The sequence below is a fragment of the Rhodococcus sp. NS-SX18 genome (assembly GCF_057367935.1).
Map to the genome: position 1 here is coordinate 3,346,309 of NZ_CM170633.1, position 24,901 is coordinate 3,371,209.

The window sequence follows — 24,901 nt, forward strand, 5'->3', positions numbered from 1 at the left end:
CTCAGCCGGCGATCTGAATGAGATTGCCGCAGGTGTCGTCGAATACGGCGGTGGTGATGCCGCCCATCTCGAGAGGCTCCTGGGTGAACCGCACCCCGAGGCCGCGCAGCCGCTCGTACTCGGCGTGCACGTCGTCGACGGCGAACGAGGTGAACGGGATGCCGTCGGCGACGAGGGCTTCCTTGAAGGGGCGGACGGCGGGATGCCCGTCGGGTTCGAGCACCACTTCCGGCCCGTCCGGTTGCTGCGGCGAGACCACGGTGAGCCACCGCGCCTCGCCCAGGGGGATCTCGGTCTTCTTCACGAAGCCCAGGACATCGGTATAGAAGGCAAGCGCCTTGTCCTGGTCGTCGACCAGGACGCTGGTGAGAGTGACCTTCACTGCGACTCCTTTCGATGCGCGACCGTCCATCGGTCGGCGAGGCCGTGCAGTGGTGCAACGTCGACGTGGTGGAACTTCGATCGCCCCTCCCGACGGGTCCGGACCAGACCGGCCTCCTCGAGGATTGCCAGGTGCTGCGAGATCGCCTGCCGGGACGAACCCAGACCGTGCCGCGAGATCAGCCGGGTGCACAGCTCGAACAACGTCTGCCCGTCCCGCTCGACGAGCTCGTCGAGGATAGCCCGGCGGGTCGGATCCGCCAGCGCTTTGAAGACGTCGACCACACCGCCCATGATACGCAAGTGTTTGCTTGCATATCAATGGTCGCACGAGATCTCGCCGGGCGAACTCAGCGACTGGGCTCGCAGACGAATGCCGTCGGGGTGCGGCCGATCCGCGTCAACACGACGCTCAGCGACCGCGGACCACGGAGCTTGAGCCGCGGCCGGAGCACCGCCGGATCGACGTCCACCCCCCGCACGAGGATCTCCGCCACCCCGCAGTCCATCGACGAAAGGGCTTGCCGCAGCGACTTTTCCGAGTACTTCAGCCGATCGAGGATGCGGAATCCGCGCAGGCCCGCAGGGAGTACGTCGCCGGTGAGATACGCGATGCGCGGATCGAGTTGCCACAGACCGTGCGCGGCCGCGTAGTGCCGCACCAGTCCCGCGCGCACGATCGCCCCGTCCGGATCGACGATCCACTCCCCCGGTTCCCGCTCGGGAAGCTCGTCCGGCTGCGCGTCGGTGATCTCGAACCCGGCACCATCCGAACGCAACACACTCGCCCGTCGACGCACACCCGGCGCCGCGAGACCCGGCGAGTACAGGCACGCCTCACGGACACCCCCGTCGAGCGACACCACCTCGACCTCCCCCGCCCAGTCCAGCGCCTCGAAATCCAGCCCCGGGGCGCACTTGACGGCCAGGTCGCGCCCGGCATAGACGTCGAGCAGGTCGGGCAGCGGCGGCATCAGTGCCGCCGGATCGTGGGTACGCCGCCCGTCGGAACGACGGGCCGGATCGGCGATCACGGTGGTACCACGGGTGACCGGCCGCAGCGCGTCGGCACGGACCAGCGCCACTCCGGGAACGTTGTGCTCGGCCATCGCCAGACGAACCGGGTCGAGGTCGCTGCCGATCACCATCTCGGCGACTCCGGCCAGGGCCGCGAGTTCCGCCCCGATCGAACACGTCACGTCGTGAACCCGCCGGCCGGCGAGCCGGTGTGCCCGGTGCGCGGCGACGGGTGCCGGCGTCGCCTGTTGCAGCGCGTCGTCGGTCGACAGCCAGCCACCGGCGGCGGGCAGCTTCGCGACCGCCTTGCGGCGCAACAGCACGGTCTCGATCAGCGGAGCGGTCCTGTCAGCGAAACGCGTACGCGACCAGTCGATATCGACCAGGCGCGTACGCGTGGACAGCTCCCGGGCGGCCACTTCCGCGAGATCGGCCGCCCCCTGCGCCGAACGCAGGTACGCGACGTCGGCGAGGGTGAACGCGTAGCCCACCCTACGGCTTCACGCCGGTGATCATGACGTTGTAGAAGAAGCTGCGCGGGACGACGTGCCTGAGGACCTTTTCGTCCACCCAGCTGAGCGTCCGCCACCCCCCGAACGCGAAGCGCGCCCAGCCCCAGCCCAGCTTCTCCGCGGGCACCGCGGCCTCGAAGGTGCGGACCGGCCAGCCCAACAGCGCCGCCGCGAACTCCTCGCTACTGGCCTTCACCTGCACCGCGCCGGCCGAGGCCGCCATCCGTTCCAGGTCCGACGGGTCGAAAGTGTGCAGATCGACGACCGCCTCGAGCGCCGCGGCGCGTGAGGATTCGTCGAGTTCGGCCTGCGGCCGCCGCCATTCCCGCAGGAACGGCAGCTTGGTGACGGTCGTGGTGGCCTCCCACGTGAGACGGCCGAGCCAACGCGCGTAGAAGTTCCCGACCGTGCTGGGCTCGCCGGCGAACACGAATCGGCCACCCGGCTTCAGCACCCGCAGCACTTCGCGCAACGACTGCTCGACATCGGGGATGTGGTGCAGCACCGCGTGCCCGACGACGAGGTCGAAGGTGTCGTCGTCGTACGGGATCGTCTCGGCGTCGGCCACCCGGCCGTCCACCTCGAGGCCGAGATGCTCGGCGTTGCGCAGCGCGACCTTGACCATGCCGGGCGACAGATCGGTGACCGAGCCGGTCCGCGCGACTCCGGCCTGCATGAGGTTCAGCAGGAAGAAGCCGGTGCCGCAACCGAGTTCGAGGGCCCTCTCGTACGGAAGGGGCTGCTCGCCGGCGGCCGCGTCGAAACGGCCCTTCGCGTAGTCGATGCAACGCTCGTCGTAGGAGATCGACCACTTCTCGTCGTAGGTCTCGGCCTCCCAGTCGTGGTAGAGCACCTGTGCGAGCTTGGTGTCCTGGAGGGCGGCCGCAACCTCCTCGGCAGTGGCGTGCGGGTTCGGCGCGGGGTCGGCCCCGTCGGTCCTGCTTGCAGTCATGAAGGGCATCCTACCCATCGGTAAGCTGTGAACAAGTTCCAGTTCCGGGGTGCTACTCCCCGACGAACTCGGCCTTCCCCGGACCGTTGGCCACGAAAGACTCCATGCCGATCGTGCGGTCCTTCGTGGCGAACAGACCCGCGAAGACGTGCTGCTCGATCTTCAAGCCCGTGTCCAGGTCGGTATCGAGACCCTGGTCGATCGCCGCCTTCGCCGCCGCGAGTGCGCGGGTGGCGCCCCGGGTGAACTGCGATGCCCACGTGCGCGCCGCGGCGTACACCTCGTCCGGGGCGACGACTTCGTCGACCAGTCCCATCTGCTGAGCCTCGTCCGCGCCGACGAAACGGCCGGTGAACACGAGGTCCTTGGCCTTGGACGGGCCGATCAGGCGAGCCAGGCGTTGAGTTCCACCGCCGCCGGGAATGATGCCGAGCAGGATCTCCGGAACGCCCACCTTCGCGTTGTCGCCGGCGATCCGCCGGTCCGCACCCAGTGCGAGTTCCAGACCGCCTCCCAGCGCATAGCCGGTGATCGCAGCGACCGTCGGCTTCGGGATGTCCGCCACCGACCCGAGCGCCGACTGCAGGTCCGCGATGATCTCGCTCATCTGCACGTAGCTCAGTTCCGCCATCTCCTTGATGTCCGCGCCGGCCGCGAACACCTTCTCTCCGCCGTAGACGATCACGGCCTTGACGTCGGAGTTGACCGCCGCCTCGCGCGCAGCTGCCCGGATCTCCTCCTGAACCTGCCGGTTGAGTGCATTCATCGGCGGCCGGTCGAGCCGGATGGTGCCGATACCGTCGGAGACCTCGAGTGTCACGAATTCAGCCATGAGGCACAGGCTAGTTGGCGCCCCGGGCGGCCCACGGATGCGGCCCCGCCTCGTAGTACCCGTCCTGCTCGGGGAACTCCACCCGAAGTTCTCCGTCCCCCGTGACCAGGGTCGGCAGAATCGGCGTGATCTGCGGTTCCACAGCAAGGATCTCCGCGACCGAACCGAACCGCGACAACGCCGTCAACTGGCTCCAGGTCGGGGGCAGCAGCACGCTCCCACCGTCCTGCCAGTGCGCGATCGCCTCCTGGGGAGTCTGCCACCGCACCGCGTCGGCCTCGCTCGTGTCACCGTCGGCGATCTGTCCCTCCGGGGCCGCCGCGACGAAGAACCTGGTGTCGTACCGACGGCCCTCCCCGACCGGCGTGATCCAGTTCGACCACGGCCGCAGCAGGTCCGCCCGCAGCACCAGGCCCTCGCGCTCGAGGAACTCGCCGAAGGTGAACTCCCGAGCCTCGAGCTGTCGGCGTGCCGGACCGAACGCGGTCGTGTCCGCCACCACAGTGTCCGGCGTCGGACCGGCGAGGAGGACGCCGCACTCCTCGAACGTCTCGCGCACCGCCGCGAGAACGAGCGCCTGTGCCAGATTCTCGGAGGTGCCGAACCGCTCCGACCACCACCGCACCGGCGGGCCCGCCCACGCCACCGCTGCAGCGCTGTCCGACGGGTCGACGCCGCCTCCGGGGAACACCGTCATGCCGCCCGCGAACGCCATGCCGCGCACGCGCTGCAGGAGGAACACCTCGACGCCACGGTCGCCGTCCCGGACGAGGATCACCGTCGAGGCATCCTTGAGCGGCACCGCCGCCGCCGCGAGTTCTCCCGAACGTTCGATAGCCATACGCACAAGTTACGGCATGACGTGACCCACGACTCACCCACCTGCCGGCTCCCCCTGCGCTACGTGCGGCGGTGCCCTCGACCGCGGCTCCGCTGCGCTACGCGCGGCAGTGCCCTCGAACGCGGCTCCCGCTGCGCTATGCGCGACGGTGCCCACATCCGCGGCTCCCCTGCGCTACGCGCGGCGGTGCCGCCCGGGCTGGTATTTACGGCGCGCGAAGAACCGGCCGTCCACTTTGTCCAGGGCGATCGCCTGACTGAACGCCTCGCTGAGGTTCTCGCCCGTGATCACGTCGTCGAGTAGACCCTGTGCAACCACCTGCCCCTCCTTGAGGAGCATCGCGTGGGTGAAGCCCGGCGGAATCTCCTCCACATGATGGGTGATCAGCACAATCGCCGGAGCGTCCGGATCGGCCGCCAGCACACCGAGCCGCGCCACGAGTTCCTCACGCCCCCCGAGGTCCAGGCCGGCCGCGGGCTCGTCGAGCAACAGCAGTTCCGGATCCGTCATCAACGCGCGGGCAATGAGGACGCGCTTGCGCTCCCCCTCGGAGAGGGTGCCGTAGGTGCGGTCGGCCAGGTGCTCGGCGCCGAGGCTTTCGAGCATCTCCACGGCACGGGCGTTGTCCATCTCGTCGTACCGCTCGCGCCAGCGCCCGAGCACGCCGTACCCCGCGGAGATCACCAGGTCCACGACCTTCTCGTCGGACGGGACGCGGTTCGCCAGCGCCGACGACGACATCCCGATCCGAGGTCGCAGCTCGGACAGGTCGGTCTTCCCGAACGTCTCCGTCAGTACGTGCGCCGTCCCCGATGTGGGGAATGTCTCAGCCGCAGCGACCCTCAGCAGCGACGTCTTGCCCGCACCGTTCGGTCCGAGGATCACCCAACGTTCGTCGAGTTCCACCTTCCAGGACACGGGACCGACGAGGACGTTGCCGCCCCGCCGCACGAGCACGTCGTCGAATTCGATGAGCAGATCGGGATCAGGTTTGGCCACGCCGACCATCTTTGCGTACGCGCGAGCCCGGTTCACGGCAGGATCGCTTCCGTGTCGTACCCCTCGTCTTCTCCGCACCCCTCACCGGCACCCGGCGAGCCGTCGGTGCGTCCTGCCGTCGCCCGGTCCGGCGCCGGTCCCTTTCCTCTGGGCGCCTTCCCCGGCGACGACGGGACACGGTTCGCGGTGCACGCGCCCCACGGCAGCCGCGTCCAGCTCTGCCTGATCGACGACGCGGGTCGCGAGGATCGCATCGACCTGCCGGACAAGACGTACGGCATCTGGCACGGCGAGGTGCCGGGAGTCCGCCCGGGCCAGCGGTACGGATACCGCGTGCACGGCGCGTGGCAGCCCCGGACCGGGCTCCGCGCCAACCCGCACAAGCTGCTGCTCGACCCGTGGGGCCGGCAGCTGACCGGCGACATCGGCGACATGAGCCGCCTCCTCGGCTACGAACGCACTCCGTTCGGTGAGGCGTCGACCGTGGACTCGCTCGGCCACACACCGCTGTCGGTGGTGACCGACACCCCCGCCGCGTCCCGGTACGACCGCCCGGGCACACCGTGGGAGCAGACGGTGATCTACGAACTGCACGTCGGCTCCTACACCGCCCACCATCCCGATGTTCCCGAACAGTGGCGTGGCACCTACCTGGGACTGACGGCGCCCGCCGTCCTCGACTACCTCGTCGGCCTCGGTGTCACCGCCGTCGAACTCCTGCCTGTGCACGCCTTCCTCACCGAGCCACCCGTACGGGTCCGCGGCATGCGTAACCACTGGGGTTACTCCACCGCGTCGTACTTCGCACCGCACCCCGGCTACGCGACAATGCCCGGCAACGAGATCGCGGAGTTCCGGACGATGGTCGACGCGCTGCACGAGGCGGGACTCGAGGTGATCCTCGACGTGGTCTACAACCACACCTGCGAATGGTCGGTCGACGGCCCGCACGTGTCCTGGCGTGGCTTCGACGCGCCCGGCTACTACCTCCTCGATGCCACCGGCCACGACATCGATCTGACGGGCTGCGGCAACACCATCGACGGCAGTTCCCCGGTGGCGGTGCGGATGATCTGCGACAGCCTGCGGTACTGGGCCACGGAAATGGGCGTGGACGGTTTCCGGTTCGACCTCGCCAGTGCACTGGCCCGCCCCCGGGGTGGCGACTTCGACCCCCGCGCGGCCGTGTTCACCGCGATCACCACCGACCCTGTCCTCACCCGGCTCAAGCTGATCGCCGAACCCTGGGACGCGACGCTGCCCGGCTACCAACTCGGCAACATCGGTCCCCAGTGGTCGGAGTGGAACGATCGCTACCGCGACTCGGTACGGCGCTTCTGGGCGCGCGGGGCGGGAATCCGGGAAGTCGCCTCCCGGCTCGCGGGTTCGGAGGACCTCTACGGCCGGCACACCCGCCGCCCGTGGATGTCGATCAACTTCGTCACGGCGCACGACGGCTTCACGATGGCCGATCTCGTCAGTTACCGGCGCAAGCACAACGAGGCCAACGGTGAGCAGGGCCGGGACGGCAGTGACAACAACGAATCCGTCGACCACGGCGTCGAAGGGCCCACGGACGACCTCCTCGTCGTGGCTGCCCGCGCACGGCACGTGCGTGCGCTCCTCGCGACCCTGCTGCTGTCGACCGGCACCCCGATGCTGCTCGCCGGGGACGAGTTCGGGCACTCCCAGGGCGGCAACAACAATGCCTACTGTGTACCGGTCGACGTCCCGGTTCGCGACGCCTGGCCGCTCGACTGGGAACACGCGGACCGGGACCTGGTGGAGTTCGTGCGGCAGGCGTTGCGCCTGCGCAAGGTGGTCCCGGTGCTGCGGCAGGGCCGATTCTTCGACGGCCGGGCCCGTCAGGTCGGGTACCCCGACCTGGTGTGGTTCGGCGCGGACGGGCGAGAAATGCAGGATGCGGACTGGCTCGACGAAGACCGGCGGACGCTGCAGGCCTGGGTGGACGGCTCCCAGCTGGGCACGGTCACCCGCGCGGGCGTCCCGCTGGCGGACAGCAGTGGTCTGCTCGTGCTCCACGCGGGCGGCCCCGCCACCGTCACACTCGGCCGCGCCGAATGGTACCGCGGCGACATGGTGTGCGTCTTCGACTCGAGCTCCGTCGACGGAGAACCCGCAGACCTCACACCATTGCCCGCCGGTTCGACACTGCCGGTGACGGGGCCGACCCTGCTGGTTTTCAGGATCACGACGTGATCAGCCCGGGACGGCAACTACCGTCACCGACCCCGGAGCCACTTCGGTGAAGCCGGCGTCGCGCACCGCCACGGCAGTGCCGTCCGCTACCCGCTTCGTCAGGTGCCGCCACCGGACGGGGTCGGCGTCACGCACGGCACACACGAAACCGGACTCGGCCCAGGCACCGGCGTGCTCGGCGTCGAGGCCCCCGGCGAACAGCATCGCGGCGTGGCCGACCTGCGCCGCGGCCTTCCCGACCGTCATGTCGAGCGCAGCATCGATCCACAGCACCGGAACGCCGGCGGGCGGATCGTCCGGAGTGTCGTGCGGCAGATCCGTGCCGCCGATCTGCAGCCTCGAGATGCGGGGATCCAGAAGTCCCACGGGCCCGGGGACCAGCGCGCGGGCCTGCGCCCCGCGGTGTTCGACGGTGATCCCGTCGACCTCCTGCGCGGCGCGCCACTGGGCGCCGCGGGCACGGCGGCTGACCTTGCGGATTCGCGCGTCGGTCCACGCGAGATAGGGCTCGCGCCACGGTCCTGGTTCGCCGTCCGGTCCGGTCCCGACGCGTGGGTCCAGGCACAACGCGATCGTCGCCATCGCAGCGGCCTCAAGGAGTGCGCTCCGGGCGGGCGGATCCTGCTTGGGGATGTGGAGCACGATCGGCATCGCGAGCACTGCCCCCGGGTCGTCCGGGTCGGGTCGATGCCCGTAGCCGCGGGTGAGGACACCGTGGCGAGCCACGAAATCCGCACCGTGGGTAGCCACCACATCGTCACCGTGGCGAGCCACCACATCGGCACCGTGGCGAGCCACCACGTCATCACCGCGGCCTGCCGCGACGTCGGCACCGTGCGGTGCGGTCGTTTCAGGCACCGGTGTCGAGGGGCACGCGGCGCAGTGTGCCGTCGACCCGATCGGCGGCCTCGACCTCGTCGCGGGTGACGCCGAGGACGAACAGCACCGCGTCCAGGTACGGGTGGGACAGAGCCGTGTCCGCGACCTCCCGCAGCGCCGGCTTGGCGTTGAACGCGATGCCGAGTCCGGCCGCTCCGAGCATGTCGATGTCGTTCGCGCCGTCGCCGACGGCGACGGTCTGCTCGATCGGCACGCCGGCCTCGGCGGCGAACTCCCGCAGGGCACGTGCCTTCGCAGCCCGGTCCACCACCTCGCCGACGACGCGGCCGGTGAGCTTGCCGTCGACGATCTCGAGCGTGTTGGCCCGGACGAAGTCCAGTTCGAGTTCGTGGGCGAGACCGTCGATGACCTGTCGGAAGCCACCGGAGACGACGCCGCAGCGGAACCCGAGACGCCGCAGTGTGCGGATGGTGGTCCGGGCACCGGGGGTGAGTTCGAGGTTCTCGGCGACCTCGTCGATGACCGATGCGGGCAGGCCGGCGAGGGTGGCGACCCGCTGGTTCAGCGACTCGGTGAAGTCGATCTCGCCGCGCATCGCTGCCTCGGTGACAGCGCGGACCTTGTCCTCCACGCCGGCGTGTGCGGCGAGCATCTCGATCACCTCGCCCTGGACGAGGGTGGAGTCGACATCGAACACGATCAGCCGCTTCGAACGACGAGCGAGACCGGCGCGTTCCACGGCGATGTCGACCTCGAGGCCGGCGGCCACCTCCGCGAGCCCCGCGCGTAGTCGGACATCGGCCTCGGCGCCGGGGTCGGCAGCGGTGACCATGAGTTCGAGTCCGGTCACCGGGTAGTCGGCGATTCCCCGGATGGAGTCGATGTTGGCGCCCTGCCGTGCAAGCTCACGGCCCACCGAGCGCAGGGCTCGGGCACTGACGGGGCTGCCGAGGACCACGAGGGCGTGTGTGGACACGGACGAGCCGATACCCGGCTCGACTCCGGTCTGTACCTGGGCGTGCATGCCGATGGTGGCCATGGCGGCCTCGATCTCGTCCTGCAGCGCGTCGGGATCTGCCGGGCAGGAGACGAGCACCCCGAGGGTGAGCCGGCCTCGGATCACGACCTGCTCGACGTCGAGCAGATCGACGTCGTGCCGGGTGAGCGCCGCGAAGAGCACCGAGGTCACGCCGGGATGGTCCGGCCCCGTCACAGTCACCAGCATCGCGGTGTCAGACGCCACCTACGTCTCCGATCCTTCGTCAGTCGCGGCACTTACCCACTCATTGTGGCAGGTGAACGGGGTGCCGAGTGAGCAGGGGTCCTTTCGGTTGGACGCACGAGGCCCCGCCCGTCGGGGACGGGCGGGGCCTCGGGAGGCGTCGATCCGAGGGACGGATCAGCGGTCGGCGGGGGTCCTTTCGGCACCCTCGCTCAGCGCCACATGGTTGTGCTTGTTGCTGCCCGGGCCGACGTGGGCTTCGGCCCGCATGCGGTCCACCATGTGCGGGTAGTGCAGCTCGAACGCGGGCCGCTCGGAGCGGATGCGCGGCAGCTCGTAGAAGTTGTGCCGCGGCGGCGGGCAGGTGGTCGCCCACTCGAGGGAGTTGCCGTAGCCCCACGGGTCGTCGACGGTGACGACCTGCCCGTACCGGTAGCTCTTGAACACGTTCCACAGGAACGGCAGGGTCGAGGCACCGAGCACGAAGGCACCGATGGTCGAGACGATGTTCAAGGTGGTGAACCCGTCCGACGGCAGGTAGTCGGCGTAGCGACGCGGCATGCCCTCGTTGCCCAGCCAGTGCTGCACCAGGAACGTGGTGTGGAAGCCGAGAAAGGTCAGCCAGAAGTGCCACTTGGCGAGGCGCTCGTCGAGCATGCGCCCGGTCATCTTCGGGAACCAGAAGTAGATGCCGGCGTAGGTGGCGAACACGATGGTGCCGAAGAGCACGTAGTGGAAGTGCGCGATGACGAAGTAGGAGTCCGTCACGTGGAAGTCGAGCGGCGGGCTGGCGAGGATGACGCCGGACAGGCCGCCGAACAGGAAGGTGACGATGAAGCCCACCGAGAACAGCATCGGCGACTCGAACGTCAGGTGGCCCTTCCACATGGTGCCGATCCAGTTGAAGAACTTCACGCCGGTGGGCACCGCGATCAGGAACGTCATGAAGGAGAAGTACGGCAGCAGCACGGCGCCGGTGGCGTACATGTGGTGCGCCCACACCGCGATCGAGAGCGCCGCGATCGCCAGGGTCGCGTAGACCAGGCCGGTGTAGCCGAAGATCGGCTTGCGGGAGAAGACCGGGAAGATCTCCGAGACGATGCCGAAGAACGGCAGCGCGATGATGTACACCTCGGGATGGCCGAAGAACCAGAACAGGTGCTGCCACAGCATGACGCCACCGTTGGCGGGGTCGAAGATGTGCCCACCGAGGTGGCGATCGACGAAGAGGCCGAAGAACGCAGCGGTCAGCAGCGGGAACGCCAGGAGGATCAGCACGCTGGTGATGAGGATGTTCCACGTGAAGATGGGCATCCGGAACATGGTCATGCCGGGGGCGCGCAGGCACACGACGGTGGTGATGAAGTTGACCGCACCGAGGATGGTGCCCAGACCCATCACGCCGAGGCCGAGGACCCAGAAGTCACCGCCGACGCCGGGCGAGTGCAGCTCGCTGGTGAGCGGGCTGTACGCGGTCCAGCCGAAGTCGGCCGCACCACCGGGGGTGATGAAGCCGGCGGTCACGATCGTGGCGCCGAACAGGTACAGCCAGTAGCTGAAGGAGTTCAGGCGCGGGAACGCGACGTCGGGGGCGCCGATCTGCAGCGGCAGGATGTAGTTCGCGAACGCGAACACGACCGGGGTCGCGTACATCAGCAGCATGATCGTGCCGTGCATGGTGAACAGCTGGTTGTACTGCTCGTTCGACAGGAACTGCAGACCCGGAACCGCGAGTTCGGTGCGGATGAGCAGAGCCATCACGCCGCCGATGAGGAAGAACGCGAACGAGGTGACCATGTACATGATCCCGAGCATCTTGGGATCCGTGGTCGTGATCATCTTGTAGAAGAACGAGCCCTTGGGTCCCTGCCGCGGCGGGTACGGCCTCGCTGCAGCTATCTCCGGGACTGGCTGGGGCGCTACGGCAGTCACTAATCCTCCTGATTGCGCGCTCGACTCGCAGTGCGAGACGAACGTTCTCTGGCTTGCGCTGATCGAATCGTAGACGGTGCGACCACCGCACGCTCACCGGGTCCTACTCAGTGTCGTACTCGGCCCTCGAGCATACCGACGGGGGTCTGTGACCCACGCAACCCGGGGGCGGTCCGCCACCCTCTGCACCTCCCGTTTCGCCCAGGCCCTAAGGTAAGCGTCACCTAATATGAAGCCCCGAGAGACGAGGTTCACCGTGCACCCCCTCCCCCTGCGCCGCGGCATCGCCGCGTTCGCGACGACCCTTACTGCGGCTGTGCTGCTCGCCGGCTGCTCCTCCGGCGACACGGCAGAGCAGGCCCCGGCCACCGCGGGCTTCCCCCGTACCGTCGAGCACTTCCGCGGAACGACCACCCTCGACTCCCCGCCGCTGCGGGTCGTCGCGCTCGACACCAGCTACGCGGATGCGACCCTGCTGCTCGAATCCGAACTCGTCGGTTACGTCGACTACCGCACCGAGGGCCTGCCCGACTACCTGGGTGACACGCGCGACCGGTTCGCCGCGGACGCGACGTCGGTCGGCGCGGTGTCCGACGCGAGCCTCGAGAAGGTCGCCGCTCTGCAGCCCGACCTGATCCTGTCCGCGGACGTGCGCGACGGCGAGAACTACGACAAGCTCTCCGCCATCGCACCGACGGTCTTCTCCGAGAGCACCGGACCGACCTGGAAGGACAACATCCGGCTCGCCGCGCGTGCCCTCGGCAAGGAGGACCTCGCCGAGCAGAAGATCGCCGACTACGAGGCCCGGGCGAAAGCCATCGGCGACGAGATCAACGCCACAGCCGGCAACCCCACCGTCTCGGTGGTCCGCTTCGCCGGCGAACCCACCGCTCGTCTGTACCGCACCACGTCGTTCAGCGGCATCGTCCTCGAGGATGCCGGCCTGGCCAGGCCGGCGAGCCAGGGACCCGATCCGGCCGATCCGAGCAGCATCATGAATGCGGTCAGCCCCGAACTCATCGGCGAGGCGGACGCGGATGTGATCTTCGTCAGCATGTACCGCGACGGGGAGGGCAAGTCCGAGGCGGCGGCGCAGCCGTTCCTGTCCAATCCGCTGTGGCAGAACCTGAGCGGCCGGAAGGTGGACGTGGACGACAGCCTCTGGATGACGCCGGTGTCCATCCAGGGCGCACACAAGATCCTCGACGACCTCGCCGAGGCTTTCGGGGTCGATCCGCACACCAGTTAACCTGGACCGTCCCCTAGACAGGAGTGGTCGTATGCCCGCAGCGTCCCGGTCCCGCGCCGTCACGTGCACCGTCGCCCTCACTGCCGTCGCGGCGCTGGGGCTGGCGGGATGTGCGGAGACGACCGACGATCCGGCGAGCAGCATCGTACGCACGACCACCCGCATCGCCGGAGCCGCCGTCATCGGCATCGAACGCGACACCACGACCGCGTGCGCGCTGCCGAGCCCCCTGGATCCGGGGCAGCCCGCCGGCGGCACCCGGTCGGTGATCCACACCGGCGGTGTCTCCGAGGTGCCCGTCGACCCCCAGCGGATCGTGGTACTCGACGCTGCCGCGATGGACGCGGTGTGCGCACTCGGGCTGTGGGAGCGCGTGGTCGGCACGACCACCGACGTCGCCCGGGCGGAGTACCTCGGCACCGGCATCGCGGAACTGCCGTCGGTGGGCGCGACGTCGGCGCCCGACGTCGCGCTCATCGACGGTGCGGAGCCGGATCTGATCCTCGGCTCCTCTGCCGACCCGGAGCTCTACCGCCGCCTCGGGGCCGTCGCGCCCACGGTGCTCGTCGGCTCCGACCCGGTGTTCTGGCGGCAGCAGTTCCTCCGCGCCGCAGAGACACTCGGACGTTCGCAGGCGGCCGCCCGGGTGCTCGACGACTACCGTGCCACCGCGACGGACGTGGGCACGGCGACGACCGCGTCTCAGACGCAGGCGTCGATCGTGCGGTTCACCGGCGACGGCGCGGTCGTCGAGGGCACCGCGTCGTTCGCCGGCCAGGTCCTCGCCGACACCGGCGTCGCGCGCCCGCCCGCACAGCGGTTCGGTGTGCAGGACGGGAGTGCCGACGCGCCGCTCGACGAGGCCGATCCGGCCGCCGCGGAGGGCGACCTGATCTACGTCCGTTTCGCCGGCGAGGACGGCGTCGCCCACGGCAGCGAGGTGATGGACTCCGAGGCCTGGCTCGACCTCGGGGCGGTCACCGACAGCCGGTTGTTCGCGATGGACGACCTCGTGTGGTCCACGCCCGGCCCGGTGGCCGCGAAAGCCGTTCTGACGGACGTGCGCAACACCCTCAACGGCTATTCGAACTGAGCCCCACGACCGAATGTCACATGGGTTCGATCACATCGAACCCATGTGACATTCGGTCACAGCGGGCGGTCACACCGGGCGGTCACACCGGGTGGGTGGGAGGATCAGAAGTCCCAGTCCTCGTCCTCGGTGACGACTGCCTTACCGATCACGTACGAGCTGCCCGAGCCGGAGAAGAAGTCGTGGTTCTCGTCGGCGTTCGGTGACAGCGCGGACAGGATCGCCGGGTTGACGTCGGTCTCGTCCTTCGGGAACAGCGCCTCGTAGCCGAGATTCATCAGGGCCTTGTTGGCGTTGTACCGGAGGAACTTCTTGACGTCCTCGGTCAGGCCGACCTGGTCGTAGAGATCCGCCGTGTAGTGGGTTTCGTTGTCGTACAGCTCGTAGAGCAGCTCGAAGACCCAGTCCTTGAGCTCGTCGCGCTCGGCCTGGGTGATCTGCTCGAGACCCCGCTGGTACTTGTAGCCGATGTAGTAGCCGTGCACCGCCTCGTCGCGGATGATCAGGCGGATCATGTCGGCGGTGTTGGTGAGCTTGGCCCGCGACGACCAGTACATCGGCAGGTAGAAGCCCGAGTAGAACAGGAACGACTCGAGCAGTGTCGACGCCGCCTTGCGCTTCAGCGGGTCGTCGCCCTTGTAGTAGTCGAGGATGATCTGCGCCTTGCGCTGCAGGTGCTCGTTCTCCTCGGACCAGCGGAAGGCGTCGTCGATCTGCCGGCTCGAGCACAGCGTCGAGAAGATCTGCGAGTAGCTCTTCGCGTGCACCGACTCCATGAAGGCGATGTTGGTCAGCACCGCTTCCTCGTGCGGGGTGACCGCATCGGGGATGAGCGAGACCGCACCGACCGTGCCCTGGATGGTGTCGAGGAGCGTCAGGCCCGTGAAGACCCGCATCGTCAGCTCTTGCTCGTATTCGGTGAGGGTGCCCCACGACTGGATGTCGTTGGACACCGGAACCTTCTCCGGGAGCCAGAAGTTACCGGTAAGACGATCCCAGACCTCGGCGTCCTTGTCGTCGGGGACGCGGTTCCAGTTGATCGCGGAAACACGATCGATGAGCTTTACGCGTGTGCCGTCGGCTGGCGAATGCGCACGGGGTGCGGAAGTAGTCATTTACCTTTCCCTGTTGGCTCAACTTGCCCACTGTGGCGTAGTCGATCGACTGCGCCATCCGAACGAAAGCCAGGATTCATGCAACATCCGGCTCGACGTAGTAGTACTACGGATAGTAGCCCCACAGGCAAGCATTCTGCGAATTTTGCAGCGAAAGTCGTTGCGAGTAATGGCATTCGAGTTTGCTAGCAGTTCTCGGGATTGAGACAGGGGTAGGTGGAGGATGGGAGCATCCCATCCTCCACCTACGGGTTACATCAGACGCGCTGGGTGACCGTCCCGCGTGGGTCGTCACCACCCTTACGCTTGGTCACGAACCGGCCGGTCTCGGCCGATCTCGTAACCGAACGCTGGTTCGATGTGCCACTTCCGATCGCCTCGTTAATGGTTTTCGAAGGCCATCTGGCGGCGGAAGCCTTGCTGACAAATCGACCACTTATTGCGCTTCGGTTGACTCGACGAGTCATACCGACCACCTCCTACGGTGGCTACGCCTCGACTGAGCCCCGGGGCTTCTCCCAGGTTCAACTCGTGTACGCTCAACTTCTGGATATGCGGTCTCGCGCGTCGAGGCTATGAGGGGTTCGACTGTTGGGCAGTCGAACCCCTCACTTCTTTCTCACCGCCAGCCTGGCGGTGAAATGCTTTGAGTCACAGCATGCAGGACACGCAGTTCTCCACCTCGGTGCCCTCGAGCGCCATCTGCCGCAGTCGGATGTAGTACAGCGTCTTGATTCCCTTGCGCCAGGCGTAGATCTGGGCCTTGTTCACGTCGCGGGTGGTGACGGTGTCCTTGAAGAACAACGTCAGCGACAGGCCCTGGTCGACGTGCTGGGTGGCCGCCGCGTAGGTGTCGATGATCTTCTCGTACCCGATCTCGTACGCGTCCTGGAAGTACTCCAGGTTGTCGTTGGTCAGGTAGGGAGCCGGGTAGTAGACGCGACCGATCTTGCCTTCCTTGCGGATCTCGATCTTCGACGCCACCGGGTGGATGGAGCTGGTGGAGTTGTTGATGTACGAGATCGACCCGGTGGGCGGCACGGCCTGCAGGTTCTGGTTGTAGATGCCGTGCTCCTGGACCGACGCCTTCAGGGCGCGCCAGTCGTCCTGCGTGGGAATCGCCACGCCGGCGTCGGCGAAGAGCTGCCGCACGCGGGCGGTGGCCGGCTCCCACACCCGGTCGGTGTACTTGTCGAAGAACTCGCCCGAGGCGTACTTCGACTCGGGGAAGCCCTTGAAGTACGTACCCCGCTCGACGGCGAGCCGGTTCGACGCGCGCAGCGCGTGGTAGAGCACGGTGTAGAAGTAGATGTTCGTGAAGTCGACGCCCTCTTCGGAGCCGTAGAAGATGCGCTCCCGGGCGAGGTAGCCGTGCAGGTTCATCTGCCCGAGTCCGATCGCGTGGGAGTCGTTGTTGCCCTGCTCGATCGACGGCACCGAGTAGATGTGGGTCTGATCCGACACGGCGGTCAGCGCCCGGATCGCCACCTCGATGGTGTGCGCGAAGTCCGGCGAGTCCATGGCCTTGGCGATGTTGAGCGATCCCAGGTTGCACGAGATGTCTTTGCCCACATGGCTGTAGGACAGGTCCTCGTTGAAGGTGGAGGGCGTGGAGACCTGCAGGATCTCCGAGCACAGGTTCGAGTGGGTGATCTTGCCCTTGACGGGATTTGCCCGGTTGACGGTGTCCTCGAACATGATGTACGGATAGCCGGATTCGAACTGCAGTTCCGCGACGGTCTGGAAGAACTCGCGGGCCTTGATCTTCGACTTGCGGATGCGCTTGTCGTCGACCATCTCGTAGTACTTCTCGGTGACGTCGATGTCGGCGAACGGCACACCGTAGATGCGCTCGACGTCGTACGGCGAGAACAGGTACATGTCCTCGTTGCGCTTCGCGAGTTCGAACGTGATGTCGGGGACGACGATGCCCAGCGACAGGGTCTTGATGCGGATCTTCTCGTCCGCGTTCTCGCGCTTGGTGTCGAGGAATCGGTAGATGTCGGGGTGGTGCGCGTGCAGGTACACCGCGCCGGCACCCTGGCGCGCCCCGAGCTGGTTGGCGTAGGAGAACGAGTCCTCGAGCAGCTTCATGATGGGGATGACGCCGGAGGACTGGTTCTCGATCTGCTTGATCGGCGCACCGTGCTCACGGATGTTGCTGAGCAGCAACGCTACTCCGCCGCCACGCTTGGACAGCTGCAGCGCCGAGTTGATCGAGCGGCCGATGGACTCCATGTTGTCCTCGATCCGCAGCAGGAAGCAGGAGACGGGTTCGCCGCGCTGCTTCTTGCCGGAGTTGAGGAACGTCGGGGTGGCGGGCTGGAAACGGCCCGAGATGATCTCGTCGACCAGGTGGGTCGCGAGCTGCTCGTCACCGGCGGCCAGGGTCAGCGCGACCATGCAGACGCGGTCCTCGAACCGCTCGAGGTAGCGCTTGCCGTCGAACGTCTTGAGCGTGTAGGAGGTGTAGTACTTGAACGCGCCCAGGAACGTCGGGAAGCGGAACTTCTTCGAGTAGGCGTGTTCGAAGAGTTGCTTGACGAACGGCCGGGAGTACTGCTCGAGCACCTCGGGTTCGTAGTAGTTCTCCTCCACGAGGTAGTCCAGCTTCTCGTCGAGGTTGTGGAAGAACACCGTGTTCTGGTTGACGTGCTGCAGGAAGTACTGGCGGGCGGCGGCGACATCCTTGTCGAACTGGATCTCGCCGTCGGGTCCGTACAGGTTCAACATCGCGTTGAGCGCGTGGTAGTCGAGTCCCTTGAGGGACTCGTCGATCTTGGCGCTCGCTGCCGGCGCGGCATCGGTGACGGTCACGGTGCTTGCTCCCACTGTGAGTAGACGGGTTCGCCGCGCCCGTATCCCCGACGGTGGCGCAGCGTTGATGGAGTGGACGTTGTGTGGGTGGGTCGCGGTCAGGCCGACTGCAACGACTGCGCCCAGAACTGTGTCAGGCCCTCGCGGACGCGCTCGACGTCCTCGGCGGTACCCATGAGTTCGAACCGGTAGAGGTACGGAACTTTACACTTCTGGGACACCACATCTCCAGCGTAACAATAGGATTCGCCGAAGTTGGTGTTGCCGGCGGCGATGACCCCGCGAATCAGCGCACGGTTGTGCGGATTGTTGAGGAACCGGATCACCTGCTTGGGAACGAAATTCGTGTCCCGGCCGGTTGCGGTGGTGCCACCGCCGTAGGTCGGCAGGATCAGCACGTACGGTTCGTGCACCGCGAAGGCGCCGTCCCGGTCGTGCAACGGGATCCGGGTGGCCGGCAACCCCAGTCGCCGGACGAATCGGTGCGTGTTCTCCGATGCGCTCGAGAAATACACCAACGAGGTCATGGATGTCTCACATCACTTCGCTCGGGTCCGGCGACCGGCCGCAGGGGCGGTGGGTCGGCTCGCGACGGGTCAGGCGGCGACGGCGAGGGCCTTGATGCGGTCCGGACGGAAGCCCGACCAGTGCTCGTCACCGGCGACCACCACGGGGGCCTGCAGGTAGCCGAGGGCCATCACGTAGTCCCGCGCTTCGGGGTTCTCCGAGATGTCGACGACGGAGTACTCGATACCGGCCTTGTCGAGGGCTCGGTAGGTGGCATTGCACTGGACGCAGGCAGGCTTGGTGTAGACGGTGATGTTCATGACTTCCCCTTTTCGGCAACCTGACGACTGACTGCACAGCAGTGCCTCGAGGCCCGTCGTATCACTGCGATCCCGCTTCCCCGAGGGACCGGAAACGATCAAGCCTTCCAGCGCTCTAGACACTACACCTAGTGGCCGACAGAATCATAGAACGCGAGATGTTGTGAGTTACAGCCGTGATATTCCCAGGTCGTCACTCGCCCGCAGCGCTGTCGGGCAGGTGCGCGAGCACGTCCTCGAGGTGCGCCGGCAGCCGGCGCACCCGCGCCCCGGTGGCGTGCCACAGGGCGTTGACGACCGCCGCCGCGCTGCCGACGATCCCGATCTCCCCGACCCCGCGTGACCCCATCGGGGTGGCGTGCAGGTCGTCCTCGTCGAGCCAGGTTGCGTCCACGTCCCCGATGTCGGCATGGGTGGGGATGTGGTACTCCGCCAGATCGTGGTTGACCACGTGCCCGGTGCGGGCATCGCGGATGCTCTCCTCGTGCAGCGCCATGGAGATGCCGAAGCACATCCCGCCGATCAGTTGCGAACGTGCGGTGCGGGGATTGACCACCCGCCCTACCGAGAACACGCCGTGCATCCTCGGTACCCGGATCTCGCCGGTGTCGACATCCACCCGTACCTCGGCGAAATGCGCACCGAACGACTGGATTCGGTAGTGCTCGAGCGCGGGATTCTCCTCGGCCGTCGCCGAGGCCTCGGCACCGGGTTCCGGCCGGTCACCGTGCCGCTTGCGGAAGGCGTGGGCCGCGGCGACGATCGCGGTGCCCCACGACGAGGTGCCGGAGGACCCGCCGGCGACCGTGGCGTTCGGCAGGGCCGAGTCACCGATCTCGAGATGGATGTCCTCGGGCCCGCATCCGAGCGCGTCGGCCGCGATGAGGGTGAGCGCGGTCCACGCACCGGTCCCGATGTCCGCGGCACCCGTGCGCACGGTGTAGCGACCGTCGCCGTCGTGGCGGATCTTGACCTCGGTGCCGGGGTTGAGCAGGTGCGGATAGCTCGCTGCCGCGACTCCGGTGCCGACGAGCCACCGGCCGTCGCGGCGGGTGCCGGGAGTACGGTCGGCCGGATCCCAGCCGAACACCCGCGCACCTTCACGCAGGCACTCCACGAGCCGTCGCGACGACCACGGACGCCCGGATTCGGGGTCGGCGGGCGGGTCGTTGCGCACTCGCAGCTCGATGGGGTCGAGCCCGCACGCCACCGCGAGCTCGTCCATCGCGACCTCCCCCGCGAACATCCCCGGCGCTTCCCCCGGCGCCCGCATCCAGTAGGGAGCAGGCACGTCGAGTGCGACGATGCGGTGCGAGGTACGCCGATACGGGGCGGCGTACATCCCCCGCGACGACACCGCCGTCTGCTCCGCGTACTCGCGCACGTGCGAGGACTGCGAGAAGGCCTCGTGCACCACCGCCTCGAGCCGCCCTTCCCGACTCGCCACCAGCCGGACGTGCGAGACGGTGGGCGGTCGGTAGCCGACATAGCCGAACATGTCCTGCCGGGACACCGCGAACTTGACCGCCCGACCGGGCAGCAGCCGCGCCGCCATCGCCGCTACGACGTCGTGGGCATGCGGTGCTCCTTTCGAGCCGAAACCGCCGCCCACGTAGGGACTGACAACCCGCATCTGCTCGGGGCGCAGCCCGAGCACGGGCGCCAGCGTGGAGACGACGCCGTGAGGGCTCTGCGTGGAGTCGTACAGCGTCAACGACCCCCGGGACCACAGCGCGACGACGGTGTGCGGTTCGAGCGGGTTGTTGTGCTCCTCGGGCGTGGAATACCAGCCGTCGACGACGACGCCGTCGCGTTCCGCGACCTCGACGGCCGCGGCGTCGCCCTGTTCCGCGTCGGTGGGGTAGCCGCCGTTGGCCTGTTCGGGGGCGTAACTGCGCGGATGATCGGGCCGGAATACGACGTCGTGCGGTGCGGACTCGTACTCGACCTGCACCAGTTCGCTTGCGTGTCGCGCGACCTCGGGTGTCTCGGCCACCACGGCGGCGACGATCTGCCCCCGGAAGGCGACGGCCGGGTCCTGCAGGACCGCGTACTCGGCCTCCGAGGTGTCCGCCAGCCTGGGGGCACTCCAGGGGGTGAGGACGGCGAGCACGCCGGGCAGGGCCTGCGCCGCGGCGGTCTCGACGCGGGTCACCGTTCCCCGCGCCACGGTTGCCGTGATCGGGACGAGGTAGGCGGGGTCGTCGAACGGGTGCTCGTACGCGTAGGGTGCGGCGCCGGCCACCTTCAGCGGGCCGTCCACCCGCGCCGTCGACGTGCCGATCGGGCGCTGGGCCGAGGGGGTCATGCGACTGCCTCCGAAGTGAGTTCGCGCAGTACCGACACGAGGGTGCGGCGCAGCAGCGGCACCTTGAACTCGTTGCCGTCGAGGGGCCGGGCATCGGCGAGTTCCGCGTCGGCGGCCGCAGCGAAGACGGCGTCGACGGGGGCGCTGCCCAGCAGGACGTGCTCGGCCCGATGGGCGCGCCACGGCCGGTGCGCGACGCCGCCGAGAGCGATGCGGCATCCCGTGATCAGCCCGTCGGCGACCGTCAGGTCCGCCGCCACCGAGACGAGCGCGAACGCGTACGACGCCCGGTCGCGCACCTTGCGATACGTCGAGACGGCGCCCTCGGGGGCGGGGATCTCGACGTCCAGGATCAGCTCCTCGCGCTCGAGCACCGTGTCGCGCTCGGGGCTGTCGCCGGGAAGCCGGTAGAGCTGCTCGACGGGGATGCACCGCTCCCCCTGCGCGCCGAGCACCGTCACCTCGGCATCGAGCGCGAGCAGCGCCACCGCCATGTCCGACGGATGGGTGGCGACGCAGTGTTCGGAGGCGCCGAGCACGGCGTGGTAGCGGGTGTAGCCACCGAGTGCAGTGCAGCCGCTGCCCGGGGCACGCTTGTTGCACGGAGTCGACGGGTCCCGGAAGTACACGCAGCGGGTGCGCTGGAGCAGGTTGCCGGCGGTGGTGGCCATGTTGCGCAGCTGCGGGGACGCACCGGCCAGCAGGGCCCGGGACAGGACCGGGTACCGACGGCGCACGACCGGGTGGGCAGCCAGGTCGCTGTTGCGCACGTTGGCACCCACCCGCAGTCCGCCCTCGGCGGTCTCCGCGACGACGTCGAGCGGCAGACGGGAGACGTCGACGAGCACGTCGGGCGCGGTGACACCGAGTTTGAGGTGGTCCACCAGGTTGGTGCCGCCGGCAAGGTAGGCGGCACCGGGGTGGCCGGCGACCGCGGCAACCGCGGCGGCGGGATCGGTGGGCGTCTCGTATCGGAACGTCTTCACGAGCAGTGCCCCTCCCCGCTCGCGACGTGCCGGAGCGCTTCGACGATGTTCGGGTAGGCCGCGCACCGGCACAGGTTTCCGCTCATGCGTTCGCGGATCTCGTCGTCGGTGAGTTCCGGATCCTGGGTGAGGTCCGCGGTGACATGGCTCGGGGCGCCCTTGGCCATCTCGTCGAACATGCCGACGGCGGAGCAGATCTGGCCCGGCGTGCAGTAGCCGCACTGGAACGCGTCGCATTCGACGAACGCCTGGGGCAGATGCGACGGCCCGTCGTCCGCGATTCCGGCGGCGGTGACGACGTCGGCGCCGTCGTGCGCGACCGCGAGCGACAGACAGCTCACGATACGTCGGGAGTCGAGCAGGACCGTGCACGCGCCGCACTGACCGTGGTCGCAGCCCTTCTTCGGGGAGTAGATCCCGAGCCGGTCGCGGAGGGCGTCGAGGATCGTCGTGCGCACGTCGACGGTGCAGCGGCGCTCACGGCCGTCGACGCGCAGGGTGATCGTGTGCTCGTGTTCGCCGGGACTGTCGCTCTCGTGCGCCATGGGCTCCTCCGTCGCGATGGGGACTGGCGAGGTATTCCCCGCAGCATGCCCCGGCAATCACGACCGCGGGCGCGAATCGGGCACGGACACCGACGGCCCCGGACCGTGCGCGGTCCGGGGCCGTCCGAGACGTGGTCGGCTCAGGCGTCGACGAGCTCCCGGCGGGCGGCGGCGAGCTCGGACAGCAGCGCGGAGATCTGCTCGGCGACCTCGGCGTTCTCCTTCGGGTGGGCGTCGCCGAACTTGTCGAGGGTGCCCGCGATGGACAGCTGCAGGCCCGTCCGGCCGCCGGCGATGCCGAGCGCCTTGACAGTCTCCTCGAGCGCCCACTTGGCGCCGTTGCCGCTCGGCGAGGCACTGATCACGGCGGCGGGCTTGCCGGCCAGGGCACCGGCGCCGTACGGGCGGGAGAGCCAGTCGATGGCGTTCTTGAGCACGGCCGGGATGGTGCCGTTGTACTCGGGGGTGACGAGCAGAAGAGCGTCGGCCTCGCTCGCCGCGACGCGCAGCGCCTCGGCGGCGGTGGGGGCGCCCGTCTCGCCGTCGAGGTCCTCGTTGTAGAAGGGCACCTCGGCGAGGCCTTCGTACACGGAGACCTCGACGCCCTGCGGCGCGACGGCGGCCGCGGTCTCGGCGAGGCGGCGATTGACGGAGCCGGAGCGCAGGCTGCCGACGAGAGCGAGAACGCGGGTCTGGGACATGGGAGTGTTCCTTCGGTTCGGGTGTCCGTGTCTGACTCCACTCTAAACGGACTACGGTCCACTTATGTTCCCGGGCGGTACTGTGACGTGGTGAACATTCCGCTGCTGCCGCTCGCCGGAGACGAGGGCGTCGAACGGTGCGACGCCGCCCGCAATCGGCGGCGGCTCCTCGAGGCGGCCTCGCTCCTCGTCGCCGAACGCGGCGTCGACGCGGTCACGATGGATGCCGTCGCCGCGCGCGCCGGGGTCGGCAAGGGCACCGTCTTCCGGCGCTTCGGCTCCCGCGCAGGACTCATGCGCGCGCTGCTCGACCACTCCGAACAGGCCCTGCAGCAGCAGTTCCTCACCGGTCCCCCACCGCTCGGCCCCGGCGCCGATCCCGTCGACCGTCTCGTCGCGTTCGGCCGGGCCCGTATCCACCTCGTGGAGGTGCAGGGCGAGGTGCTGCGGGCCGCCGAGAGTTCTGCCGAAGCGCGCTTCAATGCCCCGGCGCGAGCGGTGAGCCTGACCCACATCGAGATCCTGTTGCGTACCGCCGGGGTCGACGGCGACCTGCCTCTGCTGGCCCAGTCCCTGTTCGCCCCCCTGGAGGCCACCCTGGTCCTGCATCAGTGGCGTGATCTCGGGTATTCGCTCGACCGGCTCGCCGACGGGTGGGCGGACCTCGCGCGGCGCGTCGTCGCGGCACCGGCCCGCGCCGGGCGGACGGTACGGTGACCGGCATGCTGCGGACGCTCGGGCTCTCGGTGCTCCTCGCGCTGGCGGCGACGACGGCCGCCTGTGCGGGCGACGGCGCGGCCGCCCCGCCCCAGGACCCCGCCCTGCTCACGGGACGGGCATTCGTTTCGACCGCCGTGTCGGGCCCACCGATCCCCGGCGGCGGACCCCTCGTCGTCGAGTTCCCCGAGTCGGGCCGGATCGCTGCGACCGCCGGCTGCAACCGCTCGGTGGGCTCGGTCGATCTCGCCGACGGCGTGCTGCGCGCCGACCGGCTCGCCAGCACTCTCATGTCGTGCCCGCGGCCGCTCGACGGCGCCGACACCTGGCTGTCCGATCTGTTCGCCGCGCAGCCGCGCTGGCACCTCGACGGCGACATGCTGACCCTCGACGGCGGCGACGTGTCCGTGTCCCTGCTCGACCGCACGGTCGCCGACCCGGACCGTCCCGTCGTGGGCACGCAGTGGGTGCTCACCGAACTCGTCACGGCCGCCGCGGTGTCGACCTCCCGGGCCCTCGAGGAGGCCGCGCCCACGCTGACCGTCGCCGACGACGGCACGGTCTCGGGCAGCACCGGCTGCAACCGGTTCACCGGCCACGTCACCGTCGGAGACACCTTGACGTTCGGGCCGCTGGCCACCACCCGCGCCGCGTGCCCCGACCCGGAGCTCGCGCGCATCGAGTCGACCGTCCTCGCCGTGCTGTCGGGCGAGGTGCGCTACGCGGTCGAGGGCGCGCGGATGCGACTGACCGGCGCGGACGGCGTCACCGGTCTCGGGTACACCGCGCGCTGAC

23 protein-coding genes are annotated in these 24,901 nt (G+C 68.6%); 5 read left to right on the forward strand and 18 right to left on the reverse strand.

Going from position 1 to position 24,901, the window contains the following annotated elements; translation table 11 throughout:
- Position 1: 1 nt before the first annotated feature.
- From AC2IPW_RS15440 to AC2IPW_RS15470, 7 genes are all read right to left on the reverse strand, one after another.
- Positions 2 to 382 (reverse strand): VOC family protein, encoded by a 381-nt coding sequence (locus AC2IPW_RS15440; RefSeq protein WP_003936958.1) that lies wholly within the window; start codon positions 380 to 382, stop codon positions 2 to 4.
- On the reverse strand, positions 379 to 675 hold the full coding sequence (locus AC2IPW_RS15445; RefSeq protein ID WP_003936957.1) for an ArsR/SmtB family transcription factor: 297 nt from the start codon (positions 673 to 675) through the stop codon (positions 379 to 381). The genes AC2IPW_RS15440 and AC2IPW_RS15445 overlap by 4 nt, the downstream gene beginning before the upstream one ends.
- A gap of 56 nt (positions 676 to 731) precedes the next feature.
- Positions 732 to 1,889, reverse strand: coding sequence for a THUMP-like domain-containing protein (locus tag AC2IPW_RS15450; RefSeq protein ID WP_003936956.1), 1,158 nt, complete (start codon positions 1,887 to 1,889; stop codon positions 732 to 734).
- 1 nt (position 1,890) lies between these two features.
- A complete protein-coding gene (locus tag AC2IPW_RS15455; protein ID WP_003936955.1) occupies positions 1,891 to 2,862 on the reverse strand; it encodes a class I SAM-dependent methyltransferase in 972 nt (323 codons plus the stop codon).
- 52 nt (positions 2,863 to 2,914) lie between these two features.
- Entirely contained in the window at positions 2,915 to 3,694 is a 780-nt protein-coding gene (locus AC2IPW_RS15460) for an enoyl-CoA hydratase/isomerase family protein (RefSeq protein WP_416061329.1), read from the reverse strand.
- A gap of 10 nt (positions 3,695 to 3,704) precedes the next feature.
- Positions 3,705 to 4,535, reverse strand: a complete 831-nt coding sequence (locus AC2IPW_RS15465) for an NUDIX hydrolase (RefSeq protein WP_003936953.1) — start codon at positions 4,533 to 4,535, stop codon at positions 3,705 to 3,707.
- Between the two features lie 174 nt (positions 4,536 to 4,709).
- Positions 4,710 to 5,543: an ABC transporter ATP-binding protein gene (locus AC2IPW_RS15470; protein ID WP_040782650.1), complete on the reverse strand. Its 834-nt coding sequence runs from the start codon at positions 5,541 to 5,543 to the stop codon at positions 4,710 to 4,712.
- A gap of 96 nt (positions 5,544 to 5,639) precedes the next feature.
- On the opposite strand from AC2IPW_RS15470, the gene glgX reads away from it, so the two are divergent.
- Positions 5,640 to 7,754, forward strand: coding sequence for a glycogen debranching protein GlgX (gene glgX, locus AC2IPW_RS15475; RefSeq protein ID WP_486377012.1), 2,115 nt, complete (start codon positions 5,640 to 5,642; stop codon positions 7,752 to 7,754).
- Here the strand turns inward: glgX and AC2IPW_RS15480 are convergent, their stop codons facing one another.
- The 3 genes from AC2IPW_RS15480 to ctaD all read right to left on the reverse strand — a co-directional run bounded on the left by AC2IPW_RS15480 (position 7,755) and on the right by ctaD (position 11,748).
- Positions 7,755 to 8,504: a peptidyl-tRNA hydrolase gene (locus tag AC2IPW_RS15480; RefSeq protein WP_486375148.1), complete on the reverse strand. Its 750-nt coding sequence runs from the start codon at positions 8,502 to 8,504 to the stop codon at positions 7,755 to 7,757.
- A gap of 100 nt (positions 8,505 to 8,604) precedes the next feature.
- Positions 8,605 to 9,819 (reverse strand): phosphoserine phosphatase SerB, encoded by a 1,215-nt coding sequence (gene serB, locus AC2IPW_RS15485; RefSeq protein ID WP_193788801.1) that lies wholly within the window; start codon positions 9,817 to 9,819, stop codon positions 8,605 to 8,607.
- A gap of 174 nt (positions 9,820 to 9,993) precedes the next feature.
- Positions 9,994 to 11,748, reverse strand: coding sequence for an aa3-type cytochrome oxidase subunit I (ctaD, locus tag AC2IPW_RS15490; RefSeq protein WP_081005275.1), 1,755 nt, complete (start codon positions 11,746 to 11,748; stop codon positions 9,994 to 9,996).
- A gap of 256 nt (positions 11,749 to 12,004) precedes the next feature.
- Here ctaD and AC2IPW_RS15495 point away from each other — a divergent pair, with 256 nt between their 5' ends.
- Positions 12,005 to 12,997 carry an ABC transporter substrate-binding protein gene (locus tag AC2IPW_RS15495; protein ID WP_003936947.1) on the forward strand — a complete coding sequence of 331 codons (993 nt, stop codon included), beginning with the start codon at positions 12,005 to 12,007 and terminating at the stop codon, positions 12,995 to 12,997.
- A gap of 31 nt (positions 12,998 to 13,028) precedes the next feature.
- On the forward strand, positions 13,029 to 14,090 hold the full coding sequence (locus tag AC2IPW_RS15500; RefSeq protein ID WP_486375149.1) for an ABC transporter substrate-binding protein: 1,062 nt from the start codon (positions 13,029 to 13,031) through the stop codon (positions 14,088 to 14,090).
- Positions 14,091 to 14,194: 104 nt separating this feature from the next.
- Here the strand turns inward: AC2IPW_RS15500 and nrdF are convergent, their stop codons facing one another.
- From nrdF to AC2IPW_RS15540, 8 genes are all read right to left on the reverse strand, one after another.
- Positions 14,195 to 15,205: a class 1b ribonucleoside-diphosphate reductase subunit beta gene (gene nrdF / locus AC2IPW_RS15505; protein ID WP_486375150.1), complete on the reverse strand. Its 1,011-nt coding sequence runs from the start codon at positions 15,203 to 15,205 to the stop codon at positions 14,195 to 14,197.
- 651 nt (positions 15,206 to 15,856) lie between these two features.
- A complete protein-coding gene (nrdE, locus tag AC2IPW_RS15510) occupies positions 15,857 to 18,022 on the reverse strand; it encodes a class 1b ribonucleoside-diphosphate reductase subunit alpha (protein ID WP_054373946.1) in 2,166 nt (721 codons plus the stop codon).
- Between the two features lie 98 nt (positions 18,023 to 18,120).
- On the reverse strand, positions 18,121 to 18,549 hold the full coding sequence (nrdI, locus tag AC2IPW_RS15515) for a class Ib ribonucleoside-diphosphate reductase assembly flavoprotein NrdI (RefSeq protein ID WP_003936943.1): 429 nt from the start codon (positions 18,547 to 18,549) through the stop codon (positions 18,121 to 18,123).
- 69 nt (positions 18,550 to 18,618) lie between these two features.
- The gene (locus tag AC2IPW_RS15520; protein WP_003936942.1) at positions 18,619 to 18,849 is read right to left on the reverse strand and encodes a redoxin NrdH; all 231 of its coding nucleotides are present in this window, start codon (positions 18,847 to 18,849) and stop codon (positions 18,619 to 18,621) included.
- A gap of 193 nt (positions 18,850 to 19,042) precedes the next feature.
- The gene (locus AC2IPW_RS15525; RefSeq protein ID WP_416061333.1) at positions 19,043 to 21,157 is read right to left on the reverse strand and encodes a xanthine dehydrogenase family protein molybdopterin-binding subunit; all 2,115 of its coding nucleotides are present in this window, start codon (positions 21,155 to 21,157) and stop codon (positions 19,043 to 19,045) included.
- A complete protein-coding gene (locus AC2IPW_RS15530; protein WP_289378572.1) occupies positions 21,154 to 22,143 on the reverse strand; it encodes an FAD binding domain-containing protein in 990 nt (329 codons plus the stop codon). The genes AC2IPW_RS15525 and AC2IPW_RS15530 overlap by 4 nt, the downstream gene beginning before the upstream one ends.
- Complete coding sequence (locus tag AC2IPW_RS15535; RefSeq protein ID WP_289378571.1) at positions 22,140 to 22,688, reverse strand: 2Fe-2S iron-sulfur cluster-binding protein; 549 nt, start codon at positions 22,686 to 22,688, stop codon at positions 22,140 to 22,142. Before AC2IPW_RS15535 ends, AC2IPW_RS15530 begins: the two co-directional genes overlap by 4 nt.
- 140 nt (positions 22,689 to 22,828) lie before the next feature.
- Positions 22,829 to 23,389 (reverse strand): NAD(P)H-dependent oxidoreductase, encoded by a 561-nt coding sequence (locus AC2IPW_RS15540; protein WP_289378570.1) that lies wholly within the window; start codon positions 23,387 to 23,389, stop codon positions 22,829 to 22,831.
- An 87-nt stretch (positions 23,390 to 23,476) separates the two neighbouring features.
- Between AC2IPW_RS15540 and AC2IPW_RS15545 the strand changes: the two genes are divergently transcribed.
- Together AC2IPW_RS15545 and AC2IPW_RS15550 are read left to right on the forward strand one after the other, a co-directional pair.
- Complete coding sequence (locus tag AC2IPW_RS15545) at positions 23,477 to 24,106, forward strand: TetR/AcrR family transcriptional regulator (protein WP_371383643.1); 630 nt, start codon at positions 23,477 to 23,479, stop codon at positions 24,104 to 24,106.
- Positions 24,107 to 24,111: 5 nt separating this feature from the next.
- On the forward strand, positions 24,112 to 24,900 hold the full coding sequence (locus AC2IPW_RS15550; RefSeq protein WP_486375151.1) for an META domain-containing protein: 789 nt from the start codon (positions 24,112 to 24,114) through the stop codon (positions 24,898 to 24,900).
- Position 24,901: the final 1 nt, after the last annotated feature.